The organism is Serratia sp. CY38905 (assembly GCF_052168875.1).
GTDB classification, from domain to species: domain Bacteria; phylum Pseudomonadota; class Gammaproteobacteria; order Enterobacterales; family Enterobacteriaceae; genus Serratia; species Serratia sarumanii.
In genome coordinates, this window is sequence record NZ_JBJNLV010000001.1 from 408,766 (window position 1) to 426,878 (window position 18,113).

General features: G+C 61.0%; 14 protein-coding genes. 6 read left to right on the forward strand and 8 right to left on the reverse strand.

Annotation, left to right across the window (positions count from 1 at the left end; translation table 11 throughout):
- Window positions 1–61 precede the first annotated feature (61 nt).
- The 5 genes from pqiC to rlmKL form a co-directional block, all read right to left on the reverse strand.
- Window positions 62–622, reverse strand: coding sequence for a membrane integrity-associated transporter subunit PqiC (pqiC, locus tag ACJ8MK_RS02210; RefSeq protein WP_033654223.1), 561 nt, complete (start codon window positions 620–622; stop codon window positions 62–64).
- Window positions 619–2,265 carry an intermembrane transport protein PqiB gene (gene pqiB, locus ACJ8MK_RS02215; RefSeq protein WP_442517465.1) on the reverse strand — a complete coding sequence of 549 codons (1,647 nt, stop codon included), beginning with the start codon at window positions 2,263–2,265 and terminating at the stop codon, window positions 619–621. Before pqiB ends, pqiC begins: the two co-directional genes overlap by 4 nt.
- Window positions 2,252–3,568, reverse strand: a complete 1,317-nt coding sequence (gene pqiA, locus ACJ8MK_RS02220; protein ID WP_071883795.1) for a membrane integrity-associated transporter subunit PqiA — start codon at window positions 3,566–3,568, stop codon at window positions 2,252–2,254. Before pqiA ends, pqiB begins: the two co-directional genes overlap by 14 nt.
- Before the next feature lie 73 nt (window positions 3,569–3,641).
- Window positions 3,642–5,546 carry an ABC transporter ATP-binding protein gene (locus tag ACJ8MK_RS02225; protein WP_033637886.1) on the reverse strand — a complete coding sequence of 635 codons (1,905 nt, stop codon included), beginning with the start codon at window positions 5,544–5,546 and terminating at the stop codon, window positions 3,642–3,644.
- Between the two features lie 5 nt (window positions 5,547–5,551).
- A complete protein-coding gene (gene rlmKL / locus ACJ8MK_RS02230) occupies window positions 5,552–7,678 on the reverse strand; it encodes a bifunctional 23S rRNA (guanine(2069)-N(7))-methyltransferase RlmK/23S rRNA (guanine(2445)-N(2))-methyltransferase RlmL (protein WP_103798941.1) in 2,127 nt (708 codons plus the stop codon).
- A 103-nt stretch (window positions 7,679–7,781) separates the two neighbouring features.
- On the opposite strand from rlmKL, the gene ACJ8MK_RS02235 reads away from it, so the two are divergent.
- Window positions 7,782–8,885, forward strand: coding sequence for a YcbX family protein (locus ACJ8MK_RS02235; protein WP_049213679.1), 1,104 nt, complete (start codon window positions 7,782–7,784; stop codon window positions 8,883–8,885).
- Window positions 8,886–8,891: 6 nt separating this feature from the next.
- Here the strand turns inward: ACJ8MK_RS02235 and ACJ8MK_RS02240 are convergent, their stop codons facing one another.
- Both ACJ8MK_RS02240 and pyrD read right to left on the reverse strand, forming a co-directional pair.
- Window positions 8,892–9,440 carry a cell division protein ZapC gene (locus ACJ8MK_RS02240; protein ID WP_033637882.1) on the reverse strand — a complete coding sequence of 183 codons (549 nt, stop codon included), beginning with the start codon at window positions 9,438–9,440 and terminating at the stop codon, window positions 8,892–8,894.
- A gap of 176 nt (window positions 9,441–9,616) precedes the next feature.
- Window positions 9,617–10,627 (reverse strand): quinone-dependent dihydroorotate dehydrogenase, encoded by a 1,011-nt coding sequence (gene pyrD, locus ACJ8MK_RS02245; protein WP_047568298.1) that lies wholly within the window; start codon window positions 10,625–10,627, stop codon window positions 9,617–9,619.
- A gap of 258 nt (window positions 10,628–10,885) precedes the next feature.
- On the opposite strand from pyrD, the gene ssuE reads away from it, so the two are divergent.
- Genes ssuE through ssuB form a run of 5 tightly spaced genes read left to right on the forward strand, consistent with a single transcriptional unit; the run spans window position 10,886 to window position 15,199 of the window.
- Window positions 10,886–11,464 carry an NADPH-dependent FMN reductase gene (gene ssuE, locus ACJ8MK_RS02250; protein WP_033654227.1) on the forward strand — a complete coding sequence of 193 codons (579 nt, stop codon included), beginning with the start codon at window positions 10,886–10,888 and terminating at the stop codon, window positions 11,462–11,464.
- 24 nt (window positions 11,465–11,488) lie between these two features.
- Window positions 11,489–12,454 (forward strand): sulfonate ABC transporter substrate-binding protein, encoded by a 966-nt coding sequence (locus ACJ8MK_RS02255; RefSeq protein ID WP_049195836.1) that lies wholly within the window; start codon window positions 11,489–11,491, stop codon window positions 12,452–12,454.
- Between the two features lie 20 nt (window positions 12,455–12,474).
- The gene (gene ssuD, locus ACJ8MK_RS02260; RefSeq protein WP_049195838.1) at window positions 12,475–13,623 is read left to right on the forward strand and encodes an FMNH2-dependent alkanesulfonate monooxygenase; all 1,149 of its coding nucleotides are present in this window, start codon (window positions 12,475–12,477) and stop codon (window positions 13,621–13,623) included.
- 11 nt (window positions 13,624–13,634) lie between these two features.
- On the forward strand, window positions 13,635–14,429 hold the full coding sequence (gene ssuC, locus ACJ8MK_RS02265) for an aliphatic sulfonate ABC transporter permease SsuC (protein ID WP_033646585.1): 795 nt from the start codon (window positions 13,635–13,637) through the stop codon (window positions 14,427–14,429).
- Complete coding sequence (ssuB, locus tag ACJ8MK_RS02270; RefSeq protein WP_033637874.1) at window positions 14,426–15,199, forward strand: aliphatic sulfonates ABC transporter ATP-binding protein; 774 nt, start codon at window positions 14,426–14,428, stop codon at window positions 15,197–15,199. The genes ssuC and ssuB overlap by 4 nt, the downstream gene beginning before the upstream one ends.
- A gap of 56 nt (window positions 15,200–15,255) precedes the next feature.
- Here ssuB and pepN read toward each other — a convergent pair whose 3' ends face one another.
- Window positions 15,256–17,874, reverse strand: a complete 2,619-nt coding sequence (gene pepN, locus ACJ8MK_RS02275; RefSeq protein WP_308333141.1) for an aminopeptidase N — start codon at window positions 17,872–17,874, stop codon at window positions 15,256–15,258.
- Window positions 17,875–18,113: the final 239 nt, after the last annotated feature.

An 18,113-nucleotide genomic window follows, 5' to 3' on the forward strand; every position in this document is an offset into this window, starting at 1 on the left:
CAGCGAAAAAAAACGAATTTTCACGCTGACAGGGATTAGACGATTTTAGACCAAATTATGACTAAATGCCGCCCATCTGTGCTGCGATAGCCTGAGCTTCCTGCTGCCAGCCCTGCGCCAGGGTGCGCACCAGGGCATCATAGCCGTCCTCGCCCTGTTTCAATTCCAGGCTGAAAGGCCGTTTGATCAAGCGCCCCTGGCGGTTCAGCACCCACTCGCCGCGAACGATCGCCTTGCCGTCAAAACGGCCGTGGAAGCCGCTGACGGTGACGTTGAGCACATCCTGATCGCTACTCATCGGCTGCGAAGAGACCACCCAGCCCGGCAGCGCACTGCTCAGGTTGGTGACCAGCGTTTGCTGCAGCTGCTGGTCGAGCGGGCTGGCCCACAGATTGTTCTGCGCTATCACATACTGCACGTCGTTGGTCTGATACACCACGCCGCTCTGCGCCAGATAATCCGCCACGCTCACGTGCTCCAGCCACAGCTGGCGCGTGGAGGCACCGCTGCTGCCGGCCGCGGCCGGCGCACCCAGCGCCGGCAACTGATAGTAGGTCTTCTGTGGCGAACTGCTGCAGGCGCTGAGCAACAGCGCCAGGGCTACCGGGATCCATTTCATCATTTCGTGGCCTTCTTCGGCTGAGGGTCAGTGCTGCCGGCGGCTTCAAACACCAGCGCGTTGCTCTTCTCATTCAGGGTGCGCAGCACCGGTTGCAGCTCACGCAACACCTGGTCGAGGCGCTGCATATCGCCCACCATCTTGTTGTAAGCCGGCGAACCAGGCTGGAACCCTTTCATGCTGCGGTTCAGCTCCAGCAGGGTTTTCTGCATGTCCTGCGGCAGCGCCTGCATCTCTTTGCTGGCGATGATGTCGTTCAGCGACTTCATGGTCTGCTGCGTCGATTTCATGGTTTTCTGACTTTCCGCCAGCGTCTTGGTCGCTTCGTTGATCATCGGATTGATCGGCATCGAATTAATCTTATCCAACGTCTGCATCAGTTTCTGCTGGATCTGCGCCAGACCGCCGCTGGTGGTCGGCATCAGCGGATAACCGAACAGCTCGCGCGGCCCTTTCCACGGTTTCTCCTGCGGATAGAAGTCGAGATCGATGTACAGCGAACCGGTCAGCAGGTTGGCGGACTTCATCGAGGCACGCATGCCGCGGGACTCGGCGTCTTTCAAATGCCCTTCGATATCGAAATTGCCGCCCAGCTCTTTCTGGAAGCGATCCGGCTCGATGCGGATCAACACCGGAATGCGGTAATCGTTGTCCAGGCGCTGCGCCATGCCCTCTTTGTAGAACGGCACCTGCGCCACCGTGCCCAGACGAATGCCGCGGAACTCGACCGGGGCGCCCGGCTGCAGGCCGCGCACCGAATCGGAGAAGAACAGCAAGTAGTCCTTATGCACGGTATACAGCGAATCCTGCGTGCTGCGCTGGTTGTCGAACAGCTGGTACTCCGCCTTCTCTTTCGCCTGTTCGCCGCGATCCCAGCCCTCCGGCACGTCAAAACTGACGCCGCCGCTGAACAGGGTGGTCAGCGACCCCATCTCCACCCGCATGCCCTGCGCCGACATGTCGAACGCCACGCCGCTGTCTTTCCAGAAGTGCACGTTGGTGGTGACCAACTGATCGTAAGGCGCGGTAATGAACAGCTGATAGCGCATGGCGCGCGTTTTAGGATCGAAATAGCTGGTTTCCACCGAGCCGACGCGGTAGCCGCGGAACAGCACCGGATCGCCGGCGTTGAGCTGGCCCGATTTTTCGCTGTCCAGCACGATGCGCAGCCCTTTGGCATCCGGAGAGGCCAGCGGCGGCGCGTCGAGCAGCTGATAGTTGTCTTTGCCGTCTTTGCCCTTGTTGCCCGGCTGCAGTTCGATATAGGCGCCGGAGAGCAGCGTGCCCAGCCCGGAGACGCCTTCACGGCCGATCTGCGGCTTCACCACCCAGAAGGCGGAGTCCTGGCGCAGCAATTTCTCCATGCCGGAATTAAGGCGCGCCTGCACCATCACCTTGCTCAGATCCTCGCTCAGCGTGACGGTTTCCACCACGCCGACGTCCACGCTGCGGCTTTTGATTTTGGTTTTACCCGCTTCCAGCCCTTCCGCCGTCGTGGTGACCAGCGTCACTACCGGCCCCTGATGGCTGAAGTGGTAAAACAGGATCCAGGCGCCGATCAGCGCGGTCACGATGGGAATGATCCACACCGGCGACCAGCGCTTGATCTTCTCGACGTCCGCGACGCTATGATTATTTTCCGTCACCTTGCGGCTCCTTGTTGATTGTTTCACTTGCGCGATCCCAGGTCAGCCGGGGATCAAATGTCATGGCGGCGAACATGGTGAGGATCACCACCAGCGCGAACAGCACGGCGCCCGTCGCGGGGTAAATGCTCATCAACTGCCCCATTCGCACCAGCGCCGACAATACGGCGATCACAAACACGTCGATCATTGACCAGCGGCCAACGAATTCGACCACTTCATAAATCAGATGCATGCGCTCGCTGTCGGCGCGCGGTTTCTTCCTGCCGTTGGCATCCCAGCACAGCCAGCCGATCGCCAGCATTTTCAGCGACGGCACCATGATACTGGCGATGAAAATCACCAGCGCCACCGGATAAGAGCCGTCGCCCCACAGCAGGATCACCCCCGCCATGATGGTGGAGTTCATTTTGTTGCCCAGCGCCTCGGTCACCATGATCGGCATCAGGTTGGCCGGAATGTACAGCATGACGGAGGTCACCAGCAGCGCCAGCGTCCACTGCAGGCTGTGGCGGCGACGCACGTAGCCGTTGGTGTGGCAGCGCGGGCAGCGCACCTGATTGGCCGGCAGGATCGCCGTGCAGCAGGCGCAAGAGCGCACGCCCTGCCGCATGCCGGTGCGCCCCACCGTCAGCGGGCGATCGAGACGCGGCGCCGGTTCGATGTCCTGCCACAGCCAGCGCCGATCCACGCACTGGAAGGCGCGCACCTGCAGCAGGCAGAACAGGCAATAAGGCACGAAGCTGCTGCCGATGCCGATATCGCCGTAGGCCATCAGCTTGACGAAGCTGACCAGCACCCCGGCGAGGAAAATTTCCACCATGCACCAGGTCTTGAACTGGAACAGCACCCGGGCCATCCACTCTTTCAGCCCCAGCGGCAAACGCACTTTGGCACACAGCAGAATGATCGCCACCATGCAAAACGCCGGGATCAGCTGCACGAACACCATAAACAGCGTGGCCATGCTGGCGTAGTCTTCCGCCACCATGACTTCCGGAATTTGAATCAGCCGGATTTCATTGCCGATGCCGGCGACGCGCATGTTGATAAACGGGAAAATGTTGGCCAGCACCAGCATGAACAGGGCGCTGAGGGCGTAACCGATCGGCCGCTTGCGCGGCTCGTCCCAGCGGGCGCTGAGCGTGGTTTTGCAGCGCGGGCAGACCGCTTTGCTGCCATAGGCCAGCGGCGGCAGCGCCACCAGCATGTCGCACTGCGGGCACAGCATCAGGTTATCCTGGTGCTCCGCCGAAGGTGCGGAATGACTATGCTGCTGATGATTGTTGTGGGAACACACCATATTCCTCCTAAATAACGTTGCTCACCGGCACGTCGATACCGCCCGCAGCAGCGCGCGGGCGGTATCGCAACGGTCAGCCGTTTTTCATCGCTTCCAGCTCTTCCCAGCGGGCGAAGGCCTGCTCGAGCGCCTGCTCGGCGTTAGCCAGCGCCGTCAGCACTTGTTGCGTTTCGCTGTGCGGCCGCGTGAAGAAGTCGGCATCGCTCATCTGCGCCTGCAGCGCTTCGATTTCCGCCTCCAGCTGTTCGAGCCGCTGCGGCAACTGTTCCAGTTCGCGCAGCAGGTTGTAACTCAGCTTGGCCGCCGCTTTCTTCGGCTGCTCGGCCTTTTTCTCCGCCGCCGGTTTGCTCGCGCTCGGCGCCGCCTGACGAATCGGTTTCGCCGTGGCGCGCTGATGATGCGCATCGTAGTAACCGCCGACGAAGGCGTTGATCACGCCGTTGCCTTCGAAGATCCAACACTCGGTCACCGAGTTGTCGACGAACTGACGATCGTGGCTGACCAGCAGCACGGTGCCCTGATAGCCGTCGATCAGCTCTTCCAGCAGCTCCAGCGTTTCGACGTCGAGATCGTTGGTTGGTTCATCGAGGATCAGCAGATTGCTCGGTTTCAGAAACAGCTTAGCCAACAGCAGGCGGTTACGCTCACCGCCCGAAAGTGCCTTCACCGGTGTCATCGCGCGTTTCGGGTGGAACAGGAAGTCCTGCAGGTAGCCCAATACGTGACGAGGACGACCGTTGACCATCACTTCCTGTTTGCCTTCCGCCAGGTTGTCCATCACCGTGCGCTCCGGATCGAGATCCGCGCGGTGCTGATCGAAATAGGCCACTTCCAGCTTGGTGCCGCAGTGCACGCGGCCGCTGTCGGCTTTCAGCTGACCGAGCATCAGTTTCAGCAGCGTGGTTTTGCCGCAGCCGTTCGGCCCCACCAGCGCAATCTTGTCGCCGCGCTGTACCTGGGCGGAAAAATCGCGCACCAGCACTTTTTCGCCCACCTGATAATTGACGTTTTCCAGCTCGAACACGATTTTGCCGGAGCGGGTCGCCTCTTCCACCTGCATCTTGGCGGTGCCCATCACTTCGCGGCGCTGCGAACGCTCGACGCGCAGCGCCTTCAGCGCACGCACGCGGCCCTCGTTACGGGTACGGCGCGCCTTGATGCCCTGACGGATCCAGACCTCTTCCTGCGCCAGCTTGCGATCGAACTCGGCGTTTTGCAGCTCTTCCACCCGCAGCGCTTCTTCTTTGCTCTGCAGATACAGATCGTAATTGCCCGGCCAGGAAACCAGCTTGCCGCGATCCAGATCGACGATACGCGTCGCCATGTTGCGGATAAACGAACGGTCGTGCGAGATGAAGACGATGCTGCCGTCGAACTCTTTCAGGAAGCCTTCCAGCCAGTCGATGGTTTCGATATCCAGGTGGTTGGTCGGTTCGTCGAGCAACAGCACGCGCGGCGAGCTCACCAGCGCGCGGCCCAGCGCCGCTTTACGCAGCCAGCCGCCCGACAGCGAGGAAAGCTCGGCGTCGCCGTTCAGCCCCAGCTGCAACAGCACTTCGCTGATGCGGCTGTCGAGCTGCCACAGCCCCTGGTGATCGAGGATCTCCATGATTTGCGCCATGCGCGCCAGATTTTTCTCGCTCGGGTCGCTCTCCACCAGATGGGAAATCGCATGGTACGCCTTCAGGTGTTCCGCCTGCTCCGCGACGCCTTCGGCCACGAAGTCGAACACGCTGCCGCCGATATTGCGCGGCGGATCCTGTTGCAGGCGCGCCACGATCAGATCCTGCTCGTAGATCACCCGGCCGTCGTCCAGCGGGATCTCTTTGCCGAGGATCTTCAGCAGCGTGGATTTGCCGGCGCCGTTGCGCCCGACCAGACACACGCGCTCGTTGTCTTCGATATGAATTTCGGTGTTGTCTAAAAGCGGCGCATCGCTGAAAGAGAGCCAGGCGCCGGACATGCTGATTAACGACATAGTAATTATTTTCCTTCGCCGGCGTGAGTCACCAGCCAGCAGTTGTGGATCTGACGGTTACGAGCAAAGTCCTGCGACAGCGTCTTGGCGGTGATCTCTTTCGCCTCCAGGCCCAGCGCGCTCAGCCCTGCCATATCCATTTGGAAACCGCGCTTGTTGTTCGAGAACATGATGATTCCGTTGCGGCGCAGCAACCGTTTCAAATCTTTCATCAGCGCCAGATGATCGCGCTGCACGTCAAAAGTGTTCTCCATCCGCTTGGAGTTGGAGAACGTCGGCGGATCGATGAAGATCACGTCGAACTGTTCGTTGGCGTTGCTCAGCCACGACAGGCAGTCGGCCTGGATCAGCCGATGCTGACGGCCGGTCAGGCCGTTGGCGCGCAGGTTCTTCTCCGCCCATTCCAGGTAGGTGCGCGACATGTCCACCGTGGTGGTGCTGCGCGCGCCGCCCAGCCCGGCGTGCACGCTGGCGGTGCCGGTATAGGCAAACAGGTTGAGGAAGTCCTTGCCGCCGCTCATCTCGCCCAGCATGCGGCGCGCAATACGGTGATCGAGGAACAGGCCGGTATCGAGATAGTCGGTCAGGTTAACCCACAGCTTGGCGTTATACTCTTCCACCAGCAGGAACTCGCCCTTCTGCGCCAGCTTCTCGTACTGATTCTTGCCCTTCTGCCGCTCGCGAGTTTTCAGGATCAGCTGATTCGATGGCAATTCCAGCACCGCCAGCGTCGCGTTGATCACATCGAACAGGCGTTGACGCGCTTTCTGCGCATCGACGGTTTTCGGCGGCGCATACTCCTGCACCACCACCTTGCTGCCGTAACGATCCACCGCGACGTTGTATTCTGGCAGATCGGCATCGTACAGGCGGTAGCATTCAATGCCCTGCTGTTTCGCCCACTTGTCGAGCTTCTTCAAGTTTTTGCGCAGACGGTTGGCGAAATCTTCCGCCACCTGCACGCCGCCGGTAGTGGCGCCGGCCGGGTTCGCCGCCAGCTGATAGTTTTTCTGCACGCACTCCAGCGGGCCGTTCTTCGCCTTGAACTGTCGCTCGGCGCGCAGCTGCAGGCAGCTCAACAGCTCCGGCGAGGCGCTGAACAGCGACAGTTGCCAGCCGCCGAAGGCGCTTTTCATCACGCGGCCCAGCATGTTGTGCAGCGCGATCAGCGCCGGTTCGCTTTCCAGACGCTCACCGTACGGCGGATTGCTGATCACGGTGCCGTGCGGGCCTTCCGGCAGCGGATTGGTCAACCGCGCCACGTCACCGACGTTGAAGGTGATCAGCTCGGCGACGCCGGCGCGGCGGGCGTTGCCGCGCGCCATCTCAATCACCCGGCGATCGATATCGGAACCGAAGAAGCGAGAGGAGGTTTCCTGCAGGCCCCGGCGCGCGCGCACCTGCGCTTCGGCGGTGACTTCACGCCACAGTTCGGCGTTGTGGCCATTCCAGGCGCTGAAGCCCCAGTGCTGGCGGTGCAGGCCAGGCGCGCGATCGGCGGCGATCATCGCCGCTTCGATCAACAGCGTGCCGGAGCCGCACATCGGATCGAGCATCGGCGTGCCCGGCTGCCAGCCGGAACGCAGCACGATGGCGGCCGCCAGGTTTTCCTTCAGCGGCGCCTGGCCGGTGAGATCGCGGTAGCCGCGCTGATGCAGGCCTTCACCGCTCAGATCGAGGGCCACGCTGGCCATATCGCGTTGCAGGAAGACGTTAACGCGAATATCCGGCTGCTGCTTGGCAACCGTCGGGCGTTGGTCGAGTTTGCGGGTGAAGCTGTCGACGATGGCGTCTTTCACCTTCAGCGCGCCATACTGGCTGTTGCGGATCTCTTCGTTCACGCCGCTGAAATGCACGGCAAAGGTTTTATCCACGCCAAAAATGCTCGGCCAGTCGATCGCTTGTACCCCGAGGTACAGATCCAGATCGCTGTGCACGCGGAATTCGTTCAGCGGCAACAGAATGCGCGAAGCCAGGCGGCTCCACAGCAGGCTTTGGTACAGAAGACGATCGTCACCCTGAAAATGTACCCCACCCTGCACCACTTTGCAGTCGTGAGCGCCAAGCGCTTCCAGCTCGCTTTTTAACAGTTCTTCCAATCCACGCGCCGTGCTGGCAAACAGAGAGTTCATATCGTGCTTATCACCAAAAAGAAAATTGTTGCGCATTATAGCTAATCCGCACCGCTTGTCATAAAGTTGCTCCCTTCTATTTAATAATCGCACGGAGATGAGGGTGATCACGCTTTCCAGACTCTACGTCCATCCGGTTAAATCACTGCGCGGTCTGCAGCTTTCTTACGCCCAGGTCGGCAGCAGCGGTCTGGCCTTCGACCGCAACTTTATGATCACCGAGCCGGATGGCACCTTTATTACCGCGCGCCAATACCCGCAGATGGTGCTGTTCACGCCGGCGCTGCTGCCGGACGGGCTGTTCCTGAGCGCGCCGGACGGCGAAAGCGCCGCCATTCGCTTCAGCGACTTCACCGCCGCGCCGCAGCCGACCGAGGTGTGGGGCAACCATTTCACCGCACTGATCGCGCCGGATGAGATCAACCGCTGGCTGAGCGGCTATTTCCAGCGCGACGTTCAGCTGCGCTGGCTGGGGCCGGAGTTGACCCGCCGGGTGAAGAAGCACCCCGAAATCCCGCTGACCTTTGCCGATGGCTATCCTTATCTGCTGATTAACCAGGCTTCGTTCAACGATCTGCAGCGGCGTTGCCCCGGCAGCATCAAGCTGGAGCAGTTCCGCCCCAATCTGGTGGTGAGCGGCGCAGCCGCCTGGGCCGAGGACGGTTGGCAGGTTATCCGCGTCGGCGATGTGATGTTCGATCTGGTGAAACCCTGCAGCCGCTGCGTGCTCACCACCGTCAGCACCGAGCGCGGCCGCAAGCACCCGAGCGGCGAACCGCTGAGTACGCTGCAAAAATTCCGCTCCGCCGACAACGGCGATATCGATTTCGGCCAGAACATGATCGCGCGCAGCAGCGGCATCATCCGCGTGGGCGATACGGTGGAAGTGCTGTCGACCAAGCCGCCGCGCCCTTATGGCGCCGGCAAAGTGGTGGAGAGCGTGCAAGCGCCGCAAGACAGCGAGCACAGCGTCACTATCGAATACGAAGGAAAGGTGTTTACCGGCAACAACCAGCAGATCCTGCTCGAACAGCTGGAACAGCAAGGCATTCGCGTGCCTTACTCCTGCCGCGCCGGGATTTGCGGCAGCTGCCGCATTACGTTGTTGAGCGGTGAAGTCGCGCCCCTGAAGAAAAGCGCGCTGGGCGACAACGGCACCATCCTGTGCTGCAGCTGTATCCCGAAAAGTGATTTGACCCTGGCGTAATCCGCCCTATACCGCCCTGTCGTAAGCCGGGGCGGCGCTTTCATCCTGCGCGCAGGGTTTCAGCCGATCGTGCATCACCTTGATGGCGTCGCCCAATACCATGGTGCGGCCGGCGACAGTCAGTTGATTTTGCGCCAGCAGGCACAGGCTGGCGTTATCCCCGGCCTCTACCACCAGCAAGCGCGCTTCCACGCCGCTTTCCATCACCTTCACCGCCGCCAGCTCGCCGTTTTTCGGCTGCAGCGGGTAATGCTGCTGCGAGAAATGCCAGCTCTTCGGCATCAGCGGTTTCAGGAAGCGGTAGGCGACCAGCGCATTCAACACCAGCTCGGCGCGCTGCTCATGGCTGAGTTTGATCTGCTTGCACTGTTCTTCATAGGTGAAATAAAGGGCGGCGTCATCCACGCAAAAAGCGCATTCATCGAAGGCGTCCGGCGTTAACATTTTGGCCGGGAAACGTGAACGGAAGATCATACCATTAGCTAAATCCAGCATTAGCCGATCGTGTTCGGCATCAAAATACCAACGCCAATTATCGTCAGGTTTTATCTTCATTTCGTATCCTTCTCGCTGCCTATGCCAACGCCGCACTCACCCTAAAAGGCGATTTTATCACCGATAAAATAGCTTAAACATCGGATAATTCCGCGAACGATATTTATGCTAACGAACAAAATATAGACGAGCCGGGGGCAGAAATAAACCCCCGGAATAAAATGAGAGGAAAAATATTAGATATGGGTAACGATATCTTTAATCAAACGCGGGCCGTGATAGATAAATCCGGAATAAATTTGCAGCAGGCTCGCGCCGGCCTCCATTTTTTCGCGCGCCGCCGTCAGCGAATCGATGCCGCCCACGCCGATAATCGGCAGGCGCCCTTGCAGTTCGGTGGAAAGACGACGGATCACTTCCGTGCTGCGTGATTGCAACGGACGCCCACTTAACCCGCCCGCTTGTTCGCAGTAATTTAACCCCTGGATCAATTTTCGATCCAAGGTGGTATTGGTGGCGATCACGCCATCGATATTATGCCGCACCAGGCTGTCGGCAATTTGGATCAATTCTTCTTCTGAAAGATCCGGCGCGATCTTTACCGCCACCGGCACATATTTGTGATGGCGCGCATGTAATTCCTGCTGCTTATTTTTAATCGCGGCCAAAAGATCATCCAGCGCTTCGCCATACTGTAAGGATCGTAACCCCGGGGTATTCGGTGAAGAGATGTTAATCGCGATATAACCGGCATACGGATAAACTTTATCCATGCAGATCAAATAATCGTCTTTACCCTGTTCGACCGGGGTGTCTTTATTCTTGCCGATATTGATCCCAAGAATGCCGCCGAAATGGGATTTCTTAACGTTTTCAACCAGATTGTCCACGCCATGGTTATTGAACCCCATGCGGTTGATCAGGCCTTCCGCCTCAACCACGCGGAACAAGCGCGGCTTGTCGTTGCCCGGTTGCGGGCGTGGCGTCACGGTGCCGACTTCCACATGGCCGAAGCCCATCGCGCCGAACGCATCGATGCATTCGCCGTTTTTATCCAGACCGGCGGCCAATCCCAACGGGTTTTTAAACGACAGCCCCATGCAACTGACCGGTTTGGTCGGCACGGACTGACGGACAAGAAACGCTAATGGGGTGCCGGCAATACGGCTGAGCTGACGAAAGGTCACTTCGTGCGCGCGCTCGGGATCGAGCTGGAACAACGCTTTCCTGATGAGGGGGTAGTACATGGACTCTCCTGATTTCCCGGTTGCAAACCGGGGGCGTATTATCCGGTATCCCCCGCCCAATTGGAATTGATTAAAGGCAAAAAAAGCCGTTTTTACGCAATCGTTTTCTCTCTTCACCGCCAAATCGGCGCCAATCCGCTTTTGCGCATATCGAAATCAAAAAATGAGATTTAAAAAACGCGCCCGGTTACTGGTAGGTTTAAAACACTTCTTTTTGATTTTCTAATTAAACCTAACTTTTAGTTATAAGGAGTGGCAATGCGCGTTATATCACTGGCCGGCAGCCCACGCATCCCATCACGTTCCGCCGCGCTGCTCGCGCTGAGTCAGAACTGGCTGCGGCAGCAAGGGGTGGAAGTGACGGCTTATACCCTGCACGACTTCGATGCCGAAGACCTGCTGTACGCCAACTTCAACAGCCCGGCGATCAAGGCGTTTGCCGAGCAGCTGGCGCAGGCCGACGGCCTGCTGATTTCCACGCCGGTTTATAAAGCGTCGTTCTCCGGCGCGCTGAAAACCCTGCTGGATCTGCTGCCGGAACGCGCGCTGGATCATAAGGTGGTGCTGCCGCTGGCGACCGGCGGTTCGATCGGCCACATGCTGGCGGTGGACTACGCGCTGAAACCGGTGCTGGCGGCGCTGAAAGCGCAAGAGGTGCTGCATGGCGTGTTCGCCGACGACAGCCAGATCCAACTGGCCGGTGAAGGCGCCACGCTCACCGACGCCGTCGCCGCCCGGCTGGAAGAGGCGCTCGCCAGTTTCTATCTGGCGCTTGGCCGCCGCAAACCACCCGCGCTGCGCGTCGCCTCGCCGCTGGCGGCGCGTCAGACCGCCTGAAACGCCTGGAAAAGGAGAGCCTGAATGAAAAAACGCATCGTTTTACGGCGCTGGCTGAGCGCCGCTACCCTCACCGGCCTACTGTCGTTGGTTTGGGCCACTGCCGCCGCCGCGCAGGATCCGGCGCAGTTCCGCATCGGCTACCAAAAAGGATCGGTCAGCCTGGTGCTGGCGAAGAGCCACCGGCTGCTGGAGGAACGTTTCCCCGCTACCCGCATCAGCTGGATCGAGTTTCCCGCCGGCCCGCAAATGCTCGAGGCCTTGAACGTCGGCAGCATCGATCTGGGCAGCACCGGCGATATTCCGCCGATCTTCGCGCAGGCCGCTGGCGCGGACCTGCTGTATGTCGGCGTTGAGCCGCCCAAACCGAAGGCGGAGGTGATCCTGGTGCCGGAAAACAGCCCGATCAAAACCGTCGCCGATCTGAAAGGCCATAAGGTCGCTTTCCAGAAAGGATCCAGCTCGCACAACCTGCTGCTGCGATCGCTGCAAAAGGCCGGCTTGAAATTTACGGATATCCAGCCTGCCTATCTGACCCCCGCCGATGCGCGCGCCGCCTTCCAGCAGGGCAACGTCGATGCCTGGGCCATCTGGGATCCTTATTATTCCGCCGCGCTGCTGCAGGGCGGCGTACGGGTGCTCGGCGACGGCACCGATCTGAACCAGACCGGTTCCTTCTATCTGGCGGCGCGCCCCTACGCCGAAGCCAACGGCAGCTTTATCAGCCAGGTTCTGACCGTGCTGACCCAGGCCGATGCGCTCACCCGCAGCGACCGGGCGCAAAGCGTGACCCTGCTGGCCAACGCCATGGGGCTGCCCGAACCGGTGATCGCCAGCTATCTGGATCACCGCCCGCCGACCGCCATCACACCGCTCGATGCGCAGACGATCGCCGCGCAGCAGCAAACCGCTGACCTGTTTTACGCCAACCGGCTGGTGCCGGTGAAGGTCGACATCTCGCAACGCATCTGGCGCCCAAGCGCGCAATAAACAATGGGAGAACATTGACGATGAGCCTGAACGTTTTCTGGTTTTTACCCACCCACGGCGATGGCCACTATCTCGGCAGCGCACAGGGGGCGCGCAGCGTCGATCACGGTTACTTGCAGCAGATCGCCCAGGCGGCGGATCGGCTGGGATTCGGCGGCGTATTGATCCCCACCGGCCGCTCGTGCGAAGACTCCTGGCTGGTGGCCGCCTCGCTGATCCCGGTCACCCGGCGGCTGAAGTTTTTGGTCGCGCTGCGGCCGGGCATCATCTCCCCTACGCTGGCGGCGCGCCAGGCGGCGACGCTGGATCGCCTGTCCAACGGGCGCGCGCTGTTCAATCTGGTCACCGGCGGCGATCCGGAAGAGCTGGCGGCGGAGGGGTTGCATCTCAATCATGAAGAGCGCTACGAAGCCTCAACCGAGTTCACCCACATCTGGCGCCGGGTGCTGGAAGGCGAAACCGTCGATTTCGACGGCAAGCACATTCAGGTGAAAGGCGCCAAACTGCTGTTCCCGCCGGTGCAGCAGCCGCGCCCGCCGCTCTATTTCGGCGGATCCTCCGCCGCCGCGCAGGATCTGGCCGCCGAACAGGTAGAAATGTATCTCACCTGGGGAGAGCCGCCGGCGCAGGTTAAAGAGAAAATCGAAGAGGTGCGCGCCAAAGCGGCGGCGAAAGGCCGCCAGGTACGCTTCGGTATCCGCCTGCATGTCATCGTGCGGGAAACCACCGAAGAGGCCTGGCGCGCCGCCGATCGGCTGATCGCCCACCTCGATGAGGAAACCATCGCCGACGCGCAGCAGGCCTTTGCGCGCTTCGACTCCGTCGGCCAACGGCGCATGGCGGCGCTGCACGGCGGCAAGAAGGACAACCTGGAGATCAGCCCGAACCTGTGGGCCGGCATCGGCCTGGTGCGCGGCGGCGCCGGCACCGCGCTGGTGGGCGATGGCCCGACGGTCGCGGCGCGCATGCAGGAATATGCCGATCTGGGCATCGACACCTTTATTCTCTCCGGCTATCCGCATCTGGAAGAGGCCTACCGCGTCGGCGAACTGCTGTTCCCGCACCTCGATCTGGCGCAGGAGGAAACGCCCGCGCGCCTTCAGCCGGTGCGCCCGCAGGGCGAAGTGGTGGCCAACATTTATGTTCCGCAAAAAGTGTCGCAGAGCTGAGGAGCGCCCCGATGGCAAAGAACGCGCAACGCATCCTGTATCGGCTGGCCCCCTGGGCGCTGCCGCTGGCGCTGGTGATCCTCTGGCAGATCGCCGTAGAAACCGGCTGGCTGTCCAACCGCATTTTGCCGGCGCCGAGCGCGGTGCTGGCCGCCTTCTGGAGCCTGAGCCAAAGCGGCGAACTGTGGCAGCACCTGAGCATCAGCAGCCAGCGCGCGCTGATCGGCTTTGCCATCGGCGGCAGCATCGGGCTGATCCTCGGCTTTATTACCGGGCTGTCGCGCTGGGGCGAACGCCTGCTGGACAGCTCGGTGCAAATGATTCGCAACGTGCCGCACCTGGCGCTGATCCCGCTGGTGATCCTGTGGTTCGGCATCGATGAATCCGCCAAGATCTTTCTGGTGGCGCTCGGTACGCTGTTCCCGATTTATCTCAATACCTATCACGGCATCAAGAACATCGATCGCGGCCTGTTGGAGATGGCCCGCAGCTACGGCCTGAGCGGTTTCCGCCTGTTTACGCAGGTGGTGCTGCCGGGCGCGCTGCCGTCGATTATGGTCGGCGTGCGTTTCGCTCTCGGCTTCATGTGGCTGACGCTGATCGTCGCCGAAACCATTTCGGCCAATTCGGGCATCGGCTACCTGGCGATGAACGCGCGTGAATTCCTGCAAACCGACGTGGTGGTGGTGGCGATCGTGCTGTACGCCCTGCTCGGCAAGCTGGCGGACGTGGGCGCGCAACTGCTGGAGCGCGTCTGGTTGCGCTGGCATCCGGCCTATCAACTGAAACAGGGAGAAGCGCTATGACCCTTCCCGCTCGCCTTGCGCAAGGCACGCCGGTGACGCTGGAGTCCATCGGCAAAGGTTACGGCAACCGCACCGTGCTGGACAATATTCAGCTGCGCATTTCCGCCGGGCAGTTCGTGGCGGTGGTCGGCCGCAGCGGCTGCGGCAAGAGTACCCTGCTGCGCCTGTTGGCCGGCCTGGAACAGCCCAGCAGCGGCGCGCTGCTCAGCGGCAACGCGCCGCTTGCCGCCGCTAAAGAGGATACCCGGCTGATGTTTCAGGATGCGCGCCTGCTGCCGTGGAAAACGGTGATCGACAACGTGGGCCTGGGGCTGCGCGGCCAGTGGCGCGATGCGGCGCTGCAGGCGCTGGACGCGGTCGGCTTGGCGGATCGCGCCCGCGACTGGCCGGCGGCGCTGTCCGGCGGGCAAAAGCAGCGGGTCGCCCTGGCGCGCGCGCTGATCCACCGCCCTCGCCTGCTGCTGCTGGACGAACCGCTCGGGGCGTTGGATGCCCTGACGCGCATCGAGATGCAGGGGCTGATAGAAACGCTGTGGCAACAGCACGGTTTTACCGTACTGCTGGTCACGCACGACGTCAGCGAAGCCATCGCGCTGGCGGATCGGGTGATCCTGATCGAAGAGGGGCGCATCGGGCTGGATCTGACTCTCGATCTGCCGCGGCCGCGCCGCAAAGGCTCGGCCCGGCTGGCGGAACTGGAGGCCGAAGTGCTGGAGCGGGTGTTATCACCGCCGGCCACAGCGGCCAGCGGCCGTCGGGCGGCGAATTGAAGGGATGAAAAAAGGGACGGCGCAGGCCGTCCCTTGATCTATTCAGCGCGAAAAGATCAGGCGTCGAGCGCCTTGCTGATCTTCTCGTACAGATCGCCGGACAGGTTTTCCAATCCTTTCAGCTGTTCCAGCGCCTTGCGCATCAGCGCCTGGCGGCCCGCGTCGTAACGCTTCAGGCGAATCAGCGGTTCAATCAGGCGCGCGGCGATCTGCGGGTTGCGCTGGTTGAGATCGCTGAGGATCTCCGCCAGGAACTGATAGCCGCTGCCGTCCGCGGCATGGAACGCCGCCGGGTTGCCGGAAGCGAAGCCGCCGATCAGCGAACGGGTGCGGTTCGGGTTGCTCAGGCTGAACGAACGGTGTTGCAGCAGCGCGCGCACCTTGCTCAGCACGTCTGCCGCCGGGCTGCTGCCCTGCAGCACGAACCATTTATCCATCACCAGGCCATCCTGATGCCAGCGCTCGTCGAACGCCGCCAGCAGCGCATCGCGGCACGGCAGCTGGGCCGCGACCGCAGCAGACAGCGCCGCCAGCGAGTCGGTCATGTTGTCCGCCTGGCGATACTGTTCGCTCACCAGCTGATCCGCCAGCGCCACATCTTCGCCGAACGCCAGATAGCCCAGGCACACATTACGCAAGGCGCGCTTGGCGATCTCGGCGTGCTCCACGCGGTAGCCGTCGGTCTTGTTGGCGTGATATACCGCCAGCCACTCATCGGCCAGCTCCCGCGCCAGGCAGCGAACGATCGCTTCATGCACCGCGGCGATCGCTTCCGGATCGATGGTGGCGAACAGCTCGGCGATTTCGTTCTCCGACGGCAACGTCAGGATCTGCGCCGCCAGCGCCGGATCCAGTTTTTCGTCCAGCAGCACTGCGCGGAACGCATCGGCCACGTGCAGCGGCAGCGACAGCGGCTGCTTCTGCTGGTGCCGCGCCACGTTCAGCTTGATATAGGTCGCCAGCAGGCTCTGCGCCGCATCCCAACGCGCAAATTCATTGCGCGCGTGCTGCATCAGGAAGGTCAGCTGCTGATCGCTGTACGGATAGTCCAGCTTCACCGGCGCGGAGAATTCGCGCAGCAGCGACGGCACCGGCTTATGCGCCACGCCGTCGAACACGAAGGTTTGCTCCGCTTCGGTGACGTTCAGCACGTTATTGACCGGCAGGCCGCCCTTTTGCAGTGGAATGACGTTGCCTTCGCTGTCGTACAGTTCGATATCCAGCGGGATATGCAGAGGCAATTTCTCCGGCTGCTCGGCGGTCGGCGCGGTTTGCTGGCTGACGTGCAGACGATACTGCTGGGTTTCCGCGTCGTAATCGTCGCGCACCGTCAACAGCGGCGTGCCGGACTGGCTATACCAACGGCGGAAGCGCGACAGATCGACGTTGGACGCGTCCTCCATCGCCTGCACGAAATCGTCGCAGGTGGCGGCGCTGCCGTCGTGGCGTTCGAAATAGAGCTGCATCCCTTTCTGGAAGTTCTCCTCCCCCAGCAAGGTGTGCATCATGCGGATCACTTCGGAACCCTTTTCATACACCGTCAGGGTGTAGAAGTTGTTCATCTCGATCACTTTGTCCGGGCGGATGGCGTGCGCCATCGGGCTGGCGTCTTCGGCGAACTGCGCGCCGCGCATCACGCGCACGTTGTCGATGCGGTTGACCGAACGCGATCCCAGATCGGAACTGAACTCCTGGTCGCGGAATACCGTCAGCCCCTCTTTCAGGCTGAGCTGGAACCAGTCGCGGCAGGTTACGCGGTTACCGGTCCAATTGTGGAAGTATTCGTGGCCGATCACCGCTTCAATGTTCAGGTAATCCTTGTCGGTGGCGGTTTCCGCCTTCGCCAGCACGTATTTGGAGTTAAAGATGTTTAACCCTTTGTTCTCCATCGCGCCCATATTGAAGAAATCGACCGCCACAATCATATAAATGTCGAGATCGTATTCCAGGCCGAAGCGGGTCTCGTCCCACTTCATCGAGTTCTTCAACGACGTCATCGCCCAGTCGGCGCGATCCAGGTTGCCGCGATCGACGAACAGCTCCAGCGCGACCTTACGGCCGGAACGGGTGGTGAAGCTGTCGCGCAGCACGTCGAAGTCTCCCGCCACCAGCGCGAACAGGTAGCAAGGTTTCGGGAACGGATCCTGCCATTGCACCCAGTGGCGGCCATCGGCCAATTCGCCCTGGCCGATGCGGTTGCCGTTCGACAGCAGGAACGGATAGCGCGCCTTGTCGGCCTCGATGCGAGTGGTAAAGCGCGCCAGCACGTCCGGGCGATCCTGATAATAGGTAATGTGGTGGAAACCTTCGGCTTCGCATTGCGTGCACAGCGCATCGCCGGACAGGTACAGCCCTTCCAGCGCAGTGTTTTTCGCCGGGTGAATGTCGTTGACGATGGTAAGAGTGAATTGTGCCGGCAACGCTTCGATGATCAGTTGGTTATCCTGCTGGCGGTAGGCGCTCCACGGTTGGCCGTCCACCTGAATGCTCACCAGCGTCAGATCTTCGCCATCCAGCACCAGCGGTGCGCCGGCCGCGCCCTGACGTTTGATTTTACTGACGGCGGTCACGCGCGTGGTTTCCGCGTCCAGACTGAAGTCCAAATCGATATCGGTCGTGGTGTAATCGGGCGCGCGATAATCGTGGCGGTATTTTGCCTGTGGCTGTTGTGTCATAAAAACCCTTAAACGTCTCGGTGAGTTATAGGTGCCAGGCCGCTCTTCTGCTTCGTACCGCAGCCGGAGTGTTCCCCTGCGGCGCGCGGTGGGCCTGAATTGTGAATAAACTGTATCACAGCTGGCCGAAAAGCCCAGAGCCGCCGGGCGACCACGAGAGAGAAATCAGAGGCAAATCATAAATCGCCCGCCAGGCGATAGCGCAGGTGACCAATGGCTAAATAAAAATCAGCATTTAA